This window comes from Anaeromyxobacter sp. K (assembly GCF_000020805.1).
Classification (GTDB): domain Bacteria; phylum Myxococcota; class Myxococcia; order Myxococcales; family Anaeromyxobacteraceae; genus Anaeromyxobacter; species Anaeromyxobacter dehalogenans.
The window spans coordinates 3307578-3321452 of the sequence record NC_011145.1 but is presented as its reverse complement, the minus strand read 5'-3'; the positions used below and the strand labels follow the sequence as shown (position 1 = coordinate 3321452).

18 protein-coding genes and 1 pseudogene are annotated in these 13875 nt (G+C 73.5%); 8 read left to right on the top strand and 11 right to left on the bottom strand.

What is annotated here, in order from left to right; all coding sequences use genetic code 11:
- Positions 1–15 precede the first annotated feature (15 nt).
- Positions 16–603 carry a zf-HC2 domain-containing protein gene (locus ANAEK_RS14975; protein WP_012526974.1) on the bottom strand — a complete coding sequence of 196 codons (588 nt, stop codon included), beginning with the start codon at positions 601–603 and terminating at the stop codon, positions 16–18.
- Positions 600–1169 carry an RNA polymerase sigma factor gene (locus ANAEK_RS14970; RefSeq protein ID WP_012526973.1) on the bottom strand — a complete coding sequence of 190 codons (570 nt, stop codon included), beginning with the start codon at positions 1167–1169 and terminating at the stop codon, positions 600–602. The genes ANAEK_RS14975 and ANAEK_RS14970 overlap by 4 nt, the downstream gene beginning before the upstream one ends.
- A 138-nt stretch (positions 1170–1307) precedes the next feature.
- Between ANAEK_RS14970 and ANAEK_RS14965 the strand changes: the two genes are divergently transcribed.
- Entirely contained in the window at positions 1308–2066 is a 759-nt protein-coding gene (locus ANAEK_RS14965; RefSeq protein WP_012526972.1) for an MBL fold metallo-hydrolase, read from the top strand.
- A gap of 116 nt (positions 2067–2182) precedes the next feature.
- Here the strand turns inward: ANAEK_RS14965 and ANAEK_RS14960 are convergent, their stop codons facing one another.
- Entirely contained in the window at positions 2183–2608 is a 426-nt protein-coding gene (locus ANAEK_RS14960) for a VOC family protein (protein WP_012526971.1), read from the bottom strand.
- A gap of 228 nt (positions 2609–2836) precedes the next feature.
- Between ANAEK_RS14960 and ANAEK_RS14955 the strand changes: the two genes are divergently transcribed.
- Positions 2837–3988 (top strand): NAD(P)/FAD-dependent oxidoreductase, encoded by a 1152-nt coding sequence (locus ANAEK_RS14955; protein ID WP_012526970.1) that lies wholly within the window; start codon positions 2837–2839, stop codon positions 3986–3988.
- Between the two features lie 169 nt (positions 3989–4157).
- The gene (locus ANAEK_RS14950) at positions 4158–4823 is read left to right on the top strand and encodes a class I SAM-dependent methyltransferase (RefSeq protein WP_012526969.1); all 666 of its coding nucleotides are present in this window, start codon (positions 4158–4160) and stop codon (positions 4821–4823) included.
- Here the strand turns inward: ANAEK_RS14950 and ANAEK_RS14945 are convergent.
- Positions 4816–5997: an alpha/beta fold hydrolase gene (locus ANAEK_RS14945; RefSeq protein ID WP_232288228.1), complete on the bottom strand. Its 1182-nt coding sequence runs from the start codon at positions 5995–5997 to the stop codon at positions 4816–4818. The genes ANAEK_RS14950 and ANAEK_RS14945 overlap by 8 nt on opposite strands.
- A 99-nt stretch (positions 5998–6096) precedes the next feature.
- Positions 6097–6507: a RidA family protein gene (locus ANAEK_RS14940; protein WP_012526967.1), complete on the bottom strand. Its 411-nt coding sequence runs from the start codon at positions 6505–6507 to the stop codon at positions 6097–6099.
- 117 nt (positions 6508–6624) lie between these two features.
- Between ANAEK_RS14940 and ANAEK_RS14935 the strand changes: the two genes are divergently transcribed.
- Together ANAEK_RS14935 and ANAEK_RS22810 are read left to right on the top strand one after the other, a co-directional pair.
- Entirely contained in the window at positions 6625–7251 is a 627-nt protein-coding gene (locus ANAEK_RS14935; protein WP_012526966.1) for a TetR/AcrR family transcriptional regulator, read from the top strand.
- Between the two features lie 71 nt (positions 7252–7322).
- Positions 7323–7448: pseudogene (locus ANAEK_RS22810) on the top strand (neutral zinc metallopeptidase); the annotation flags it as partial.
- A 65-nt stretch (positions 7449–7513) separates the two neighbouring features.
- On the opposite strand, the gene infA reads toward ANAEK_RS22810, so the two are convergent.
- The 5 genes from infA to ANAEK_RS14910 all read right to left on the bottom strand — a co-directional run bounded on the left by infA (position 7514) and on the right by ANAEK_RS14910 (position 10260).
- Positions 7514–7732: a translation initiation factor IF-1 gene (gene infA, locus ANAEK_RS14930; protein ID WP_012526965.1), complete on the bottom strand. Its 219-nt coding sequence runs from the start codon at positions 7730–7732 to the stop codon at positions 7514–7516.
- Between the two features lie 338 nt (positions 7733–8070).
- Positions 8071–8349, bottom strand: a complete 279-nt coding sequence (locus ANAEK_RS14925) for a hypothetical protein (protein ID WP_012526964.1) — start codon at positions 8347–8349, stop codon at positions 8071–8073.
- 115 nt (positions 8350–8464) lie between these two features.
- The gene (locus ANAEK_RS14920) at positions 8465–9070 is read right to left on the bottom strand and encodes a hypothetical protein (protein ID WP_012526963.1); all 606 of its coding nucleotides are present in this window, start codon (positions 9068–9070) and stop codon (positions 8465–8467) included.
- 95 nt (positions 9071–9165) lie between these two features.
- Positions 9166–9573 (bottom strand): hypothetical protein, encoded by a 408-nt coding sequence (locus ANAEK_RS14915; protein WP_012526962.1) that lies wholly within the window; start codon positions 9571–9573, stop codon positions 9166–9168.
- A 171-nt stretch (positions 9574–9744) separates the two neighbouring features.
- A complete protein-coding gene (locus tag ANAEK_RS14910; RefSeq protein WP_012526961.1) occupies positions 9745–10260 on the bottom strand; it encodes a hypothetical protein in 516 nt (171 codons plus the stop codon).
- A gap of 200 nt (positions 10261–10460) precedes the next feature.
- Between ANAEK_RS14910 and ANAEK_RS14905 the strand changes: the two genes are divergently transcribed.
- Positions 10461–11150 carry a TetR/AcrR family transcriptional regulator gene (locus ANAEK_RS14905; protein ID WP_012526960.1) on the top strand — a complete coding sequence of 230 codons (690 nt, stop codon included), beginning with the start codon at positions 10461–10463 and terminating at the stop codon, positions 11148–11150.
- Entirely contained in the window at positions 11128–11787 is a 660-nt protein-coding gene (locus ANAEK_RS14900; RefSeq protein WP_012526959.1) for a YdeI family protein, read from the top strand. Before ANAEK_RS14905 ends, ANAEK_RS14900 begins: the two co-directional genes overlap by 23 nt.
- A gap of 45 nt (positions 11788–11832) precedes the next feature.
- On the opposite strand, the gene ANAEK_RS14895 is transcribed toward ANAEK_RS14900, so the two are convergent.
- On the bottom strand, positions 11833–12090 hold the full coding sequence (locus tag ANAEK_RS14895; RefSeq protein WP_157376700.1) for a hypothetical protein: 258 nt from the start codon (positions 12088–12090) through the stop codon (positions 11833–11835).
- 342 nt (positions 12091–12432) lie between these two features.
- Here ANAEK_RS14895 and ANAEK_RS14890 point away from each other — a divergent pair, with 342 nt between their 5' ends.
- The gene (locus tag ANAEK_RS14890; protein WP_232288227.1) at positions 12433–13707 is read left to right on the top strand and encodes a medium chain dehydrogenase/reductase family protein; all 1275 of its coding nucleotides are present in this window, start codon (positions 12433–12435) and stop codon (positions 13705–13707) included.
- Positions 13708–13875: the final 168 nt, after the last annotated feature.

The following is a 13875-nucleotide window of genomic DNA, read 5'->3' as shown; positions in this document are numbered from 1 at the left end:
GCGGACCTGCGCCGTTCAGCGCGGCGAGGAGGGGCCGGTCCAGGGCTCGTGGGCGAGCCCGTACTCGCCCACCACCGCCTCGCCCTCCGCGGACACGCGGATCAGCCGGAACGACACGCGCGTGGCGGAGCGCCGCCGCTCGAGCGCCGCCACCGAGAGCCAGACGAGCGTGCCGCTGGTGCGGTCGAGCGGCACGTCCTCGACCCGGATCGGCGGGTCGTCGCCGGCGCGGGCCAGCACGTCGAACCGCGCCCCCTCGGCACCGGCGAGGGCGCGCACGTCCAGCACGGCCGCCATGACCTCGTCGTCCGGCCAGACGGCGCAGGGGACCACCTGGCCCGCGGCGATGGGGTACCGGTGCACGCGCAGCCCGTCGCGCTCGAGCCGGTCGAGCACCGCCGCGGTGGTGGGCCCCGGCACGGCGCCGGCCCGCGCCAGCGCCGCGACGCCGCCCGCCAGGTCCGCGAGCCGTTCCGCCCGGGCGGCGCACGCCGCGCAGCCGAGCAGGTGTTCCTCGATCGCGTCCCGGTCCGCGGGCGCGAGGTCGCCGGCCCACCAGTCCGCGAGGTCGTCCCAGCTCGGGCAGCGAGGTCCAGGGCTCATCCGGCGGCCTCCTCCAGGCCGAGGCAGGTGCGCAGGCGGCGGAGCGCGCGGTGGCGCAGGACGCGGACGTGGCCGGCGCTGAGCGCGTGGTCGCGCGAGATCGCCTCGGCGGGCTGCTCCGCGTAGAACGTCGCGACCACGACGGCCCGCTCCCGGGCGGCGAGCGCCTCGAGGCAGCGCGCGAGGCGATCGCGCGGGAGCGGGTCGGCCGGCGGATCGTGCGGCGCGGGGAGGGGCTCGGCGGCGAGGAGCGCCTCGCGGCGGCGCTCGCTCCGGACGGCGCCCCCGGCGAGCTGGCGGCAGGTCGAGAGCACGAACGACGCGAGGCGGTCCGGCTCGCGCACCGCGCCGGCGCGGAGGCGCGCGATCACCGCCAGGAGCACGTCCTGCGCCAGGTCGGCGGCGGCGGCGTCGTCGCGCAGGTGACGGAGGCCATACAGGCGGATCCGCGGGCGGTACCGCCGGCACAGCGCCTCCTCGGCCGCACGATCGCCGGAGGCGGCGCGCCGCGCCAGCGCTCCGTCCGCCGCGTCGCCCGGCGCCTCCACCGTCCCTGCCCAGCGCATGGAGCAGCGCATAACCGCGGGGTGCCCGGTACGCCCCCGCCGCCCCTTCAGAGGCGGCGTAACGGCGGACGCGGCCGCGCCACCTCCGAGAGGTGAAGGCGCCCGGCTCGCGCGGGCGCATCGAGAGAGGGACCCCACATGATCACGAACACCGGCTCCGGAACGCGCGTCGACGAGGTCGCCGCCGGCATCTTCCGCATCTCCACCCCGATCCCGCCGGCCGCCATGCCGGGCGGCTTCAGCTTCAACCAGTACCTCGTGGTCGACGACCAGCCGCTCCTGTTCCACACCGGGCCGAGGCGGCTGTTCCCGCTGGTGCGCGAGGCGGTCGCCGCGGTGGCGCCGGTCGAGGGGCTCCGCTGGATCGGCTTCTCGCACTACGAGGCGGACGAGTGCGGGTCGCTGAACGAGTGGCTGGCGGCCGCGCCGCAGGCCGCGCCGCAGGCCGCGCCGCTGTGCGGGCAGATCGCCGCCATGGTGTCCATCGCCGACGTCGCCGATCGGCCGCCCCGGCCGCTCGCCGACGGCGAGGCGCTCCGGCTCGGGAGCCACGAGGTGACCTGGATCGACACGCCGCACCTCCCGCACGGCTGGGAGTGCGGGTACCTGTTCGAGCGGAGCACCGGGACGCTCCTGTGCGGGGACCTCTTCACGCAGCCCGGCTGCGCCGACGGACCCGCCGTGACCACCGGCGACATCCTCGCGCCGAGCGAGGCGCTCAGGCGCGGGCTCGACTACTTCAGCGGGACGCGCCACCTCGCGCCGCTCATCGAGAAGCTCGCAGCGCGCCGGCCCACGAGGCTCGCGTGCATGCACGGGCAGGCGTGGGAGGGCGACGGCGCGGCGCTGCTCCGGGCGCTCGGCGACGCGCTGGGCTCCTCGGCCGCCTCGCCCTGACGGCCGGCGGCCGCGCTGGGTGCACCCGCGACCGCGTCGCTCGCCGCCGCCTCGCGCCGCCGCTCCCGCTCGGCGTCGCGGGTCGAGGCCGTCGCGGCGCGGACGAGGTCGTCACGTCAGGGCCGGGCGCCTGCCGGCGACCGGGCGGGCTCGAAGAGCTCGATGGGATTTCCGTCCGGGTCCTCGATCTGGACCTGTCGGCCGCCGGGGCCCGTCTCCACCTCGTTGCGGAAGCGAACTCCCGCGTGCTTCAGCTCGACGATGAGCCCGGGGAGATCGTGGACCCTCAGCACCACGCGGTTCCAGCCGCCCGGCTCCTGCCGTCGCCCATCGGGCATGGGCCGCGACCCGGATGCCCCCGGGCCGCTGAGCAGGATGCTCACCTCGCCGAGCGAGACGTTGGCGAACGCGGGGAGCTGCTGGTGCTGCAGCTCGAACCCGAGCTGTCGCGTGTAGAACGCCACCGAGCGAGCGACGTCGCTCACCTGGTAGCGAACGCCGTGAACGCCCTGCACGTACGGGGTCGTGGCGGTCTGGGCCATGCGCGCCTCCTTGCTCGCCCGGATGTCTGATGCGGCCGCCCGGCTCGCGCAACGCGAAGCGACCTGCGGGCCGCCCCGCTGGACGACCGGCGGACCGACCGCCGATCCGGCCCGCGCGCCACCATGAGCTCGCGCGCGGGGCCGCGCCCTCGCGGCACGGGAGGGGCGGAGCCAAGGACCGCTTGCGGCCCGGGAGCGCGCCCGGCATCTCAGCGCGCGGAGGTCGTCATGAACGAACGCGTCCTCGTCCTGGGCGGCGGCGTCGGCGGCAACGTCGTCGCCACCGAGCTGCGCCGGCTGCTCCCACCGGACCATCGGATCACCGTGGTCGAGCGCTCGGATACCTTCGTGCTCGGGGCCTCGCTCCTGCGGCTCATCGTCGGCGAGGCCCGCCCCGAGGACGTCACGCGATCCATCGCCGGGCTGTCGCGCCAGGGCATCGAGGTGGTGACCGGCGAGGTGGAGCGGATCGACCCCGAGGCGCGGCGCGTGACCGTCGGAGCGCGGCAGCTCGAGGCCGACCACCTCGTCGTCGCGCTCGGCGCCGACCTGGACGCGGCGGCGATCGCCGGGCTGGTGGAGGCGGGGCACTCGTTCTACGCGCTCGAGGGCGCGATCGCGCTGCGGGACGCGCTCGCCCGCTTCGACGGGGGCCGGATCGTCGTCCTCACCGCCGCCCCGGCCTACAAGTGCCCGGCCGCGCCCTACGAGGCGGCGATGCTGATCGAGGGGAGCCTCCGGCGCAGGGGCGTCCGCGGCCGGTCCAGCATCGACCTGTACGCCGCGGAGCCGGCGCCGATGGGGGTGGCCGGTCCGGCGGTGTCGGCCGCGGTGCGCGGGCTGCTCGAAGCCAAGGGCATCGCCTACCACCCGGAGCACCAGGTCGTACGCGCGGACGCCGCGGCGCGCCGCCTGCACTTCTCGAGCGGAGCGTCGGCCGGGTACGACCTGCTCGCGTTCGTCGCGCCGCACCGCGCCCCTCGCGCCGTGCGGGAGGCGGGCCTCACCGGCGAGAGCGGATGGATCCCGGTCGATCGCGCGACGCTCCGCACCCGCTTCGAGCGCGTGTGGGCCATCGGGGACGTCACCGGGATCCCGCTGAAGCTGGGGAAGCCGCTCCCGAAGGCCGCGACGTTCGCTCGCGGGGAGGCGGAGGTCGTGGCCCGCGCGATCGCGTCCGAGGTGACCGGCGGCGAGCCCGCCGGCGCCTACGCGGCCGTGGGCGAGTGCTGGGTCGAGACCGGCGACGGCCTGGCCGCGTTCGGCCACGGTGACTTCTTCGCCGAGCCGACGCCGGCCGTCTCGCTGGAGCCGCCGGGTGCCGAGGCCCACCGCGCGAAGGAGGCGTGGGAGCGGGAGTGGCTGGGGCGGTGGGGGTGATCCCCGCCCCCGGCCGCCTCGCCGCGACTGCCCGCGCTCGCGGGGAGGGCGGCGAGGAGGCGGCCTCCCCTCGCGCCCCGGCGCGAGATCAGGGTTCGGTCAGGACGTGACCGGGACCGCCCCGTACCTTCTCGCGCGTGACGCCGACGTGCGCACGAGGAGGACGGCCATGTACCCGTACCTGACGGACACGACGAGCGCGGGAGAGGTCCTCGACCACCCGGTCCGCGCCCGGATGAACGCGTGGATCTTCCGCGCGCTGGATGGCTACGCGCATCGCAAGTACCAGCGCGTGAAGCGCGAGCTGTTCGGAGGGCTGCCGCGAACGATCGTCGAGATCGGGGCGGGCAGCGGCGCCAACTTCCGCTACCTGGCGCCGGGGACGCACGTGATCGCGATCGAGCCCAACGTGCACGTGCACGCGAGCCTGCGCGCGGCAGCCGCCCGGTGCCAGCTCACGGTGGACGTGCGCGCGACCGCGGCGGAGCGCCTGCCCCTGCCGGACCGGAGCGTCGACGCGGTGATCTCGAGCCTGGTGCTCTGCACGGTCCCCGACCCGGCGCGCGCGCTGGCGGAGATCCGGCGAGTGCTCCGTGCCGACGGCCGCTTCTGGTGCCTCGAGCACGTCGCGGCGCCGGTGGGGAGCCGGGTCGCGCGCCTGCAGCAGCTCGTGCAGCGGCCGTGGAGGTGGCTGTTCGAGGGCTGCGACACCCGCCGCGACGTCGCCGGGTTCCTGCATGCAGCCGGGTTCGCCGCCGTCGAGATCACGCCGTTCACGCTGCGCACGGCGTTCCTGCCGATCCGCTCGCAGATCGCGGCGGTCGCGGTCAGGTGAGCGCGGGCCGGGGCCGGGCGGCCGCCCGCTCGACGAGCGCCAGGAGCTCGCGCTCGAGGATCGACCGGCCGCCGAACAGGAACGCGTGGTCCTCGCCGGGGACCTCGACGAGGCGCGCGCCGGGGATCTCCGCGGCGAGCGCGCGCCCGTTCCCGACGCGGACGACGCGGTCGCCGGTCGCGTGCAGCACGACGGCGGGCGCTCGCACCCGCGCCAGCAGCGGCCGGACGTCGATCCCGAGGTTCATCTCCAGGAGCTCGAGCGCCGCGCCGGGGCTCGCGCCCTCCTGCTCGGCCCGGGCGGCCCAGGCGCGGAGCGGCGCCGAGAGGTGGCGGGCGGGGACGATCGCCTGCAGCGTCGCGCCGGCGCCCCAGCCGCGCGCGATGTACGCGCGCAGCGACGCGATCTCGGCCCCGCTCCAGCCGGCAGGGTGGTCCGGCGCGGCCGACATGCGGGCGAAGGCGCCGACGAGGGCGAGGCCGCGCACGCGGAGCGGACGGGTCACGGCGAACGTGAGCGCCAGCGGGCCACCCTCGGAGAACCCGACGAGCACGGCGCCCGGCGACCGCACCGCGTCGAGGACCGCCTCCAGATCCTCGACCCGCTGCGGCAGCTCCGGCAACGCCTTCACGCGATCGCTCGCACCCGTCCCGCGCTTGTCGAACAGGATCACGCGGGCGCGCGCGGAGAGCGCCCGGACGAGCTCGGACGCTCCCCGCAGCTCGAGGGCGGCGCGCATGCCGAGCGACCACCCGAGCACCAGGACCACGTCGAGCGGACCGTGCCCGGCGGTGCGGTACGCCACGTGGACGTCGCCGGAGCGGACGTAGGCCGGGCGCGCCTCCGCCGCCGTGTCGGCCGGGTCGGGCTCGGTCTCCGCGACCTCGCCCACGAACCGGTATCCCTGCCGCGCGTGCGTGCGGAGCAGGCCGCGATCCGCCGGACGGAGCGCGCGGCGCGCGAGGCTCACCGCGCGCTGCAGCGACGCGTCGGTGACGATCGCGTCCGGCCAGAGCTCCCGCAGCAGCTCCTCCTTCACCACCAGGCGATGCCGGTTCCGGACGAGGTAGACGAGCACCTCGAAGACCTGCGGCTGGAGCGCCCTCGGCTCGCCGGCGACGCGCAGCTCGCGCCGCGCCGGGTCGAGCTCGTACGCTCCGAACCGCCAGGTCATGCGCCCCATGTAGCTCGCGAAGCGCGCTCGCCGCCCGGGCAGGACCCGCCAGGGCGGCGAACGGGCGGGCGATCGGCGGCAGCCGATCGAGCCGGGGACTCAGGTCGGCAGCCGGACCGTCAGCTCCAGCTCGACCTGCAGGTCGGGTCCGGCCAGCGCCGCCACGCCGACCCCGGTGATGCACGGCCGGGCGCCGTCGAACAGCTCGAGCAGGGGCGGGAACACGGCGTGGAGCCGGTCGGGCGTGAGGTCGGTCACGAAGCAGCGCGCCATGACGATGTCGTGCGGGGTCGCGCCCAGCGCGTCGAGCGCGGCGCGGGCGTTCGCGGCCACGATGCGGGTCTGCTCGACGAGGTCGGCGGGCGGGGCCTCGCCCCCCGGACGCCACGCCACCTGACCCGAGACGTACGCCATGCGGCTGCCGGGCTCGACCACGGAGATCTGCGAGTAGCCTGCAGCCCCGGCGTCGGGCAGGGAGGGCGGGTTCAGGCGAGCGATGGGAGCGGTCATGAGATCACGAATCCTGTAGAGTAGTGGAAGGCGCTGCGGAGTAGTTAGGCGAACTCTACATACGTAGAGGATCACCGCCTGTCAACGCATCCGGGCGATCGAACCCGAGGGAGGCCCATGAGCTCGGCCGACAGGAAGAAGCCCCGCGCGACCCATGCGCCGAAGGACGCCGCCTCGGCGGACCGGTCCGACCGGCGCATCGTGATCCTGGAGGCGGTGCTGGAGCTGCTCGCGACGCGCGGGCTCGAGGGCGTGACCCACCGCGCGGCGGACGACGCCGCCGGGCTGCCCCAGGGCTCGACGACCTACTACTTCCCGAAGAAGACCGCGCTGCTCGTCGCGGCCGCCGACCACCTCGCCGCGCTGCTGGAGAAGGAGTGCGACGAGCTGCAGGTCGGGTTTGCCGAGCGCGCCGCGCGGCAGGGCCTGGACGCCGCCATCGCGTACGTGGCCGACGAGCTCGCGGCGTACGCCGACGACACGCGCCACCTGTTCCTGGCCCGCGTCGAGCTGACCATGGCCGCGGCGAGGCGCGAGGACCTGGCCGGCGTCGGCGAGCGCCTCACCGCCGCGGCGCGCCGGCCCATCGCGTTCTTCGTGAAGCTCATCTCGCACGGGCGGGCCGACGCGCCCATCGAGACCTGCGCCGGGCTCATCGACGGCATCACGCTGATGTACGCCATCGGCCAGGGGCCGAGGCCCACGACCGAGCAGGTCTCGGCCGTGCTGCGCGCCGTGCTGTAGAAGGCGACCCGCTTCGGAGGCCGTCCCGTCGTATTGCGAGCACGTCGGGACGCTCCTGACAGAAGGCGGCCACCGGCCGCGTGAGCCCGGAGAGCTTCACTCATGGGCCGGCGGAGCAGCGCGCCACCTGGTTCCGGCGCGGGCTCGAGGCCGGCAGCCTGGAGGCGTGCGATACGTTCGGGTCCGCTTCACCCTGAGCGCACGATCGGCGGCGCGCTCGCTGCCGGGAGGCAGCGCGCGAGCAGGACCATGCGCCGCGGATCTACTTGTCCCGGTAGGTGATGCGCCCGCGCGTCAGGTCATACGGCGACAGCTCCACCTTCACGCGATCGCCCGTGATGATGCGGATGTGGAACCGCTTCATCTTCCCGGAGGGATAGGCCAGGACGATCGGGCCCTGGTCGAGCTTCACGCGATACATGCCGCCGCTCGACTCCTCGACCCGGCCCTGAACCTCGATGCCAGCTTCCTTCTCGCTCAAACGCTCTCCAGTTCGGTGAACCCGTAAAAGAATCCCGCCTCGCGGCGGGAGCTTCCGGGGGTGTGGCGGCGCCGGGGCCCGAACCGGGCGCCTGGCGCTGAGTGGGCATTCATATAGCGCAACCTGCAACAGGATGGCCACTCGCGATCGACCGTGCGAGCCACCGCTGCGTCTCCCGCTCCCGGGGACGGGGCCGCGGCGTTGACTACGCGAGCCTACATGCCGCCCGTCCGCGAGGGCAGCCTGGCCGTTCCCGACGGAATGCCTGAAGCCCTGCCTCGGCGCGGGGGAAGGCGGCTCCTCGTGCCACCGGCGCCCCAGCGCGCGCCACGGCGAAGCTACTTCTCGTCCGGGACGATCTCGAACCAGAACTTCTTGTGCGTGAGCTCCGGCGTCTCCCGGGTGACCTCGTTCGAGTCGTTCTTCATTCCCTTGAGCACCGCGTGAAGCTGCTCGGTCGGAAGGTGCTCCTGCAGGAAGATGAGGGCCTGCTTCTCGTCTCGCCACCCGTGGTCCCGCGGGTAGTGCTCCATCAGAAACTCTCGCAGATCCACCACCTTCAGCTTGCGGCGCTCGACGGTGGTCCACTCCTTCGTGAGTCCGAGCTGGATCTTCATGCTTCGCTCCTATCGTTGGACGGGCGCGACTTCCAGCGCCTCGAGCTGCGAGGGGAACAGGCGGAGCCATTGTGCCACGAGGGGGCCCGGCCGCAAGGCGCGCCATGCCGCGCGGCTAGCGGGAGCGCGGCGGTGCCAGCTTCGCCTTCTCCGAGGCGGGCACGGCAGCCAGGCAGGCGCTGCCCGCGGCCTTGACCCGGGCCTCCGTGGGCGCCGCCGCCGACGCCGCCAGCTCGCCGGCGAGGCACTCGCACATCGTCGCGGTGACCTGCAGCGCCCGGCGCCGGACGGTCTCGGCATGCACCCAGCTCTCCATGCACTGACCGTACGTGGTGAGCCAGGTCGACCTGCTCTTCGCGCCCGGCGGCACGTAGTCCTCGGGGTTGGCGCGCCGGCCGGCGTTGATGGTCGACACGAACAGCGCGCACTGCGCCTCGGAGCGGAAGAAGAGGTGCACGCCGCCCTCGCCACAGTCCACGGCGAACCCGACCGATGCCTCGGGGCCGCTCCGGAGCACGGTGCAGGCCTTCCCGCGGCCCTGGCTCGCCCGCGCCCACCCGGCGCTCACATGGGCGAGGACGTCGTCCAGGCTGTCCTCGGCCTGCTGGCACCCACCGTAGCGGGTGTCCGACACCTGGCGGGCGTACCAGTGGGCGCGCGGGTCCGATGGCTTGCCGGAGAGGAGGAGCGCGGTGGCGAGGGCGACGGTCAGAGCGTGCACGCGAGGTGCTCCACGGTGGGTGAGGGGGAGGTCGTTCGCAGCGGGCTATCTTGCCCCACGCGGAGTGGCTGGACGATCTCCTCGGCCGCTCCGGGTCAGGAACCCGGACTGGCGAGCGGGTCCTCGCCGGCCGACCAAGACGGCAGGACCCGGTCGACGAGCTGGAACTCGGGTCCGTCGTGGCGGGTCAGCACGACGTAGACCTGGTCCTTCGGGATGCCGAACCAGCGCTCCAGCTCCTCGATGAACGCGAGGCAGAGTCGGCGTTCCTGATCCTGGGTGCGGCCGACGCGGATGTCGGCGCTCGCGAGCGCGACGCCCCGCGCCGGATCGCTGGCCAGGCCCAGCGTGAGGCTGCCCTGCGAGTGCGCGCGGACCAGCACCGCGACGTGGTCGGTGCCGGTGTCCATGATCTCGCCGAACCGCCGGGCGACCGCGGCGCCGAACCGGGCGCGGTCGTCGTCGGGAGGGGAGACGCTGAGGTCGAAGAGGAGGTGAGGCATGCGGCCTCCGGTGCGTCGCGGGACGGAACTCGCTGCCCGGGATGCTAGCGAAAGGGCGGCGCGCTGCAACTCACCCCGACACCCGCAGGAGCTCGCGGACCGGGTTGGTCGCCAGCGGCCCGCCGTTGGCAGCGCGTGCGGCGAAGGCGCGAGCAACCCCGTCGCAGCCCCTCAGGTGTGCGCCAGGTAGCCGTCTTCCCGGGCGACACGTTCGCTCCGAGATTGCAGCAGCACCCGGAAGGCCAGGACGTGCGTGACCAGCAGGAGCGGCACGCCGAGCGTCGGGAGGAAGTACGCCGCCCCCAGCTGCCCCGGCACGAGCCCGGCGTGAGCGGCCTGGTAGAAGGCGTTCACGAGATCGGCCAGGCCCCAGACATTGAAGACCCACGCGATCACGACGCCTGGCGCGCGTGGCAGCAGTGCCAGGGACAGCATGGCGAGCGCCGCCGCCACGAGGTCCCCGTAGGCGGCGGGATGCGCGAAGGCGGCCGGCAGGTCGGGCGAGACGACGCCGGGGACGAGAAAGGCCATCCCGACGAAGCGGAAACCGTGCAGGGCGAGCAGCGGTCGCAACGCCTCGGCCCGCGACCGGTGCCGAAGCGCCGGCCAGATGCATCGGATGCTGACGATGCTCCATGCGACGATGCTGGACGCGATGCTCGCGAAGAAGGCGATTCGTGACACCATGAGCGTCTCCTCAGGTCGATTCCAGATCCCGGACTCGAGCGCGAGTCGTGGCTTCGATGCGCCGGGCAGCTCGGATATGGTACCGGTCGGTACCAGCGTCAAGGGCGGCGCAGGTCCCGGTTGTGGTACCGCTTGGTACCGCTTGCCGCGGAGGGACGGGACGGTGGTACTCTTCGGTACCGTCAGAAGAGAGGCGCGCAATGCGAGGGAAGCCCGCGCGAGACGACAGGCAGGAGAAGGCGGACGAGCCAGCGCTCCGCCGGCGAATCCTCGAGGCGGCGTTCGCTGCGTTCGCCGAGCTCGGCTACTCCGGGACCAGCACGAGCGAGATCGCGACGCGCGCGCACGTCTCGAAGCGGGACCTCTACACGCACGTGGGCAACAAGCTCCAGCTGCTCACCGAGTGCATCCGCGATCGGTCGGCGCGATTCCCGGTTGCCACCGAGCTTCCCGACTCGACGGACCGGGAGATGCTCCAGGCCGCGCTCACGAGATTCGGCCAGCGGTTCCTCGCGGAGGTGACGGACGCGAACGTCGTCGAGACGTTCCGGCTGGCCATCGCCGAGGCGAACGGCGCACCCGAGATCGCCCGGGCCCTCGAGGAGTTCGGGCGAGAGAAGGTTCGCTCCGCCCTCCGCGGCGCGCTCACGAACGCGCGTGACAGCGCACTCGTCGAGGGCGAGCCCGAGGAGATGATCCGGGAGTTCCTCGCGCTCCTCTGGGCAGACCTCGCGATGAGCCTGCTTCTCCGAACCGTGAAGACGCCCGGCGAACGCGAGATCGCCAGGCGCAGCGCCGCCGCCGCGAGGGCGCTGCTCGCGCTCCATCCGAGCCCGGTCCGCGGGCGCGCGCGTCGAGGAGGACGACATGCGAAGAACGAAGCGTCCTAGAGCGGGTTCCGCCTCGCCCGGGTCCAGGGAAAGCGATCCGATCCTCGAGCTGCGAAGCGCGGCGGCATGGGATGCATGGCTCCGGGCAAACCACGATCGGTCTGCCGGCGTCCTCCTCCGCATCCCGAAGAAAGGGGCGAGCGACGGTACGCTCACGTACACGTCAGCGCTCGAGGCCGCCCTGGCCTGGGGGTGGATCGATGGCCAGAAGCGAGCGCTGGACGACGCGGCGTGGCTGCAGCGCTTCACGCGGCGCACCCAGCGGAGCCCGTGGTCCAAGGTCAACCGCGCCCGGGCCGAGGCGCTGATCGCGAGCGGCCGGATGCAGGAGCCTGGGCTCGCCGAGGTCGACCGCGCCAGGCGCGACGGGCGATGGGAGCGCGCCTACGACGGCGCGAGGACATCGACCGTCCCCGCCGACCTCGCCGAGGCGCTCGATCGCAATCCTCGTGCTCGGGCATTCTTCGAGATCCTCGATGCCGCGAATCGCTACGCGATCCTCTACCGGGTCACGACAGCCAGGCGCCCCGAGACCCGTGCGAGCCGGATCGCGACCTTCGTCGCGATGTGCGCGGCGCACCGGACGTTGCACCCCGCCGGGGAGAAGAGGGGGAAGGCGAAGCCCAGGTCCGGATGAGGGCGGTCTTCTTCGCCCCAGCCGGCGAGGCAGCGCGGCCCGCCATCAGGGTCGTGCCAGCCCGCAGTTGACGCAACGGCGCGCCGAGAACTGGTGCTTCCGGATGCCGGGAAGCGCCAGCTCGTACCGACGCACCATGAACCGCTCTCCGCAGGACGGGCACCGGAACGACGCGAATCGGGCGTCCGCCCACCACGATGCCGCGAACCAGCCGGCTCCGGCGATCACGAAACCGAGCGGTGATCCGACGAACCCAACGAGCGCGGCGCCCAGCAGCGCGACGCCAGGGATGTACCCCAGCAAGAGCCCGATCATCACCCGGCGTCGCCGATGGAAGTCCTGCCAGATGGGCGGAAGTGGTGAGCGGGGCATGACTCATCGTACCGCACGGAAAGTTACTGCATCCAGCATGGCCGCGCCGGCCAAGACGTCGCCCGGCGTTCACCCTCCCGCCCGTCGGATGCGCCCGACCGTCGGCTCACTCGGCTGACGGCGCGAGGCCTCGTGACGAACGGGCGCGATGCCGACCTGCGACGTTCGGGGTGACCCAACGGCGCTTCGTTTGCTCCGTTCCGGCGTGTGGCAACTCGGCGCAGAGTCCGTCACGAAGGGAGGCCCGGTTGGAGCCCGTCGATGTTCAGGGCCGTGCGCATCCTCCTGCATCACGAGGCGGGCGACGACGAGGCGCCGCCTCGGGATCCATGGCAGCGCCTCGCTCGAGCTGAACGCGCGCCCGGGACGGTGGCCTTCCGAGGGTTGGCGCGGAGCCGCTCCATCACGGTCCCGCGGAACCGGTCGGTAGAGGAGGGCAGCTCAATGACACCACCGAGCCACGTCGCAGTGTCGTCGGAAGCCGCGAGCCACCTCCGCGTCGTCGTCACGCATTACGGCGGGCTCGACGCGCTCGAGGTGGTCGAGGAACCGCGCCCCGAGCCGAAGGCTGGTGAGGCGCGGGTGAGAGTGCTGGCCGCAGGCGTCTCGTTGCCGGACATCATGGCGCGCGAGGGAATTCATCCCGAGACGCCCGCGGTGCCGTTCACTCCCGGCTGGGACCTGGTCGGCGTGGTGGATCGGCTCGGCGCCGGCGTCGCCGGCATCGAGCCAGGCCAGGTCGTCGCCGCGATGCCGATCCACGGTGCGTACGCAGGATGGGTTTGCCTGCGGCAGGAGGAGCTCGTTCCCGTGCCACCGGGCGTGGACGCCGCCGAGGCCGTCTGCCTGGTGCTGAACTACGTCACCGCGTACCAGATGATGCATCGCTCCGCGAAGGTCGGGCGGGGAGAGCGTGCGTTGATTCACGGCGCGGCAGGCGGGGTCGGCACGGCGCTCTTGCAGCTCGGGCGCCTCGCCGGGCTGGAGATGTACGGGACCTGCTCGTCGCGAGGGGCGTCGGTCGTCACCGCGCTCGGCGGCACCCCCATCGACTATCAGCATCAGGACTTCGTGGAGGAGATCCACCGCCTCGCGGGCGACGGCGTGGACGTCGTGTTCGACCACATCGGCGGCGCTCACCTCTGGCATTCGCGCAAGGCGCTCCGACCCGGCGGGAAGGTGGTGGGCTATGGCCTCATCAGCTCGATTCGCGGGGAGGGGGCGCTGACCTCCAGTCGTCCAGGTCGTCGCCGGCGCTTTCGCGGAGCCGCGAGATTCGCGCTGTACATCGCCGCCGGCTCGCTTCTCCCGGGCCTAAGGCGGGTGGTCCCGTACAGCATCCAGACGCTGAAGCGGCTGAAGCCGGCATGGTTCCGGCACGACCTGATCACGCTGCTCGACCTCCTGCAGCAGCGGAAGGTCGAGCCGATCATCGCGCAGCGGTTCCCTCTGGCCGACGCACGTCGGGCGCAGGAGCTCCTCGCCAACGGCGGCGTGACCGGCAAGATCGTGCTCGTCGGCGAAGGGGTTCGCTCGGGACCGTCGTGACGGCTCGCGATGGCCCATGAGCGCACCATCGCGAGCCCACGATGGGCACCGCTCTCGGCCGATCAGGCGCTGCGGATCGAAGAGAAGGACGGGCGCTCCGAGGCGACGGCGCGCAGGAGCAGCGTGACGACCGCGCGCGGCATCCGCGCCGACGCAGCGGGGCGGCGC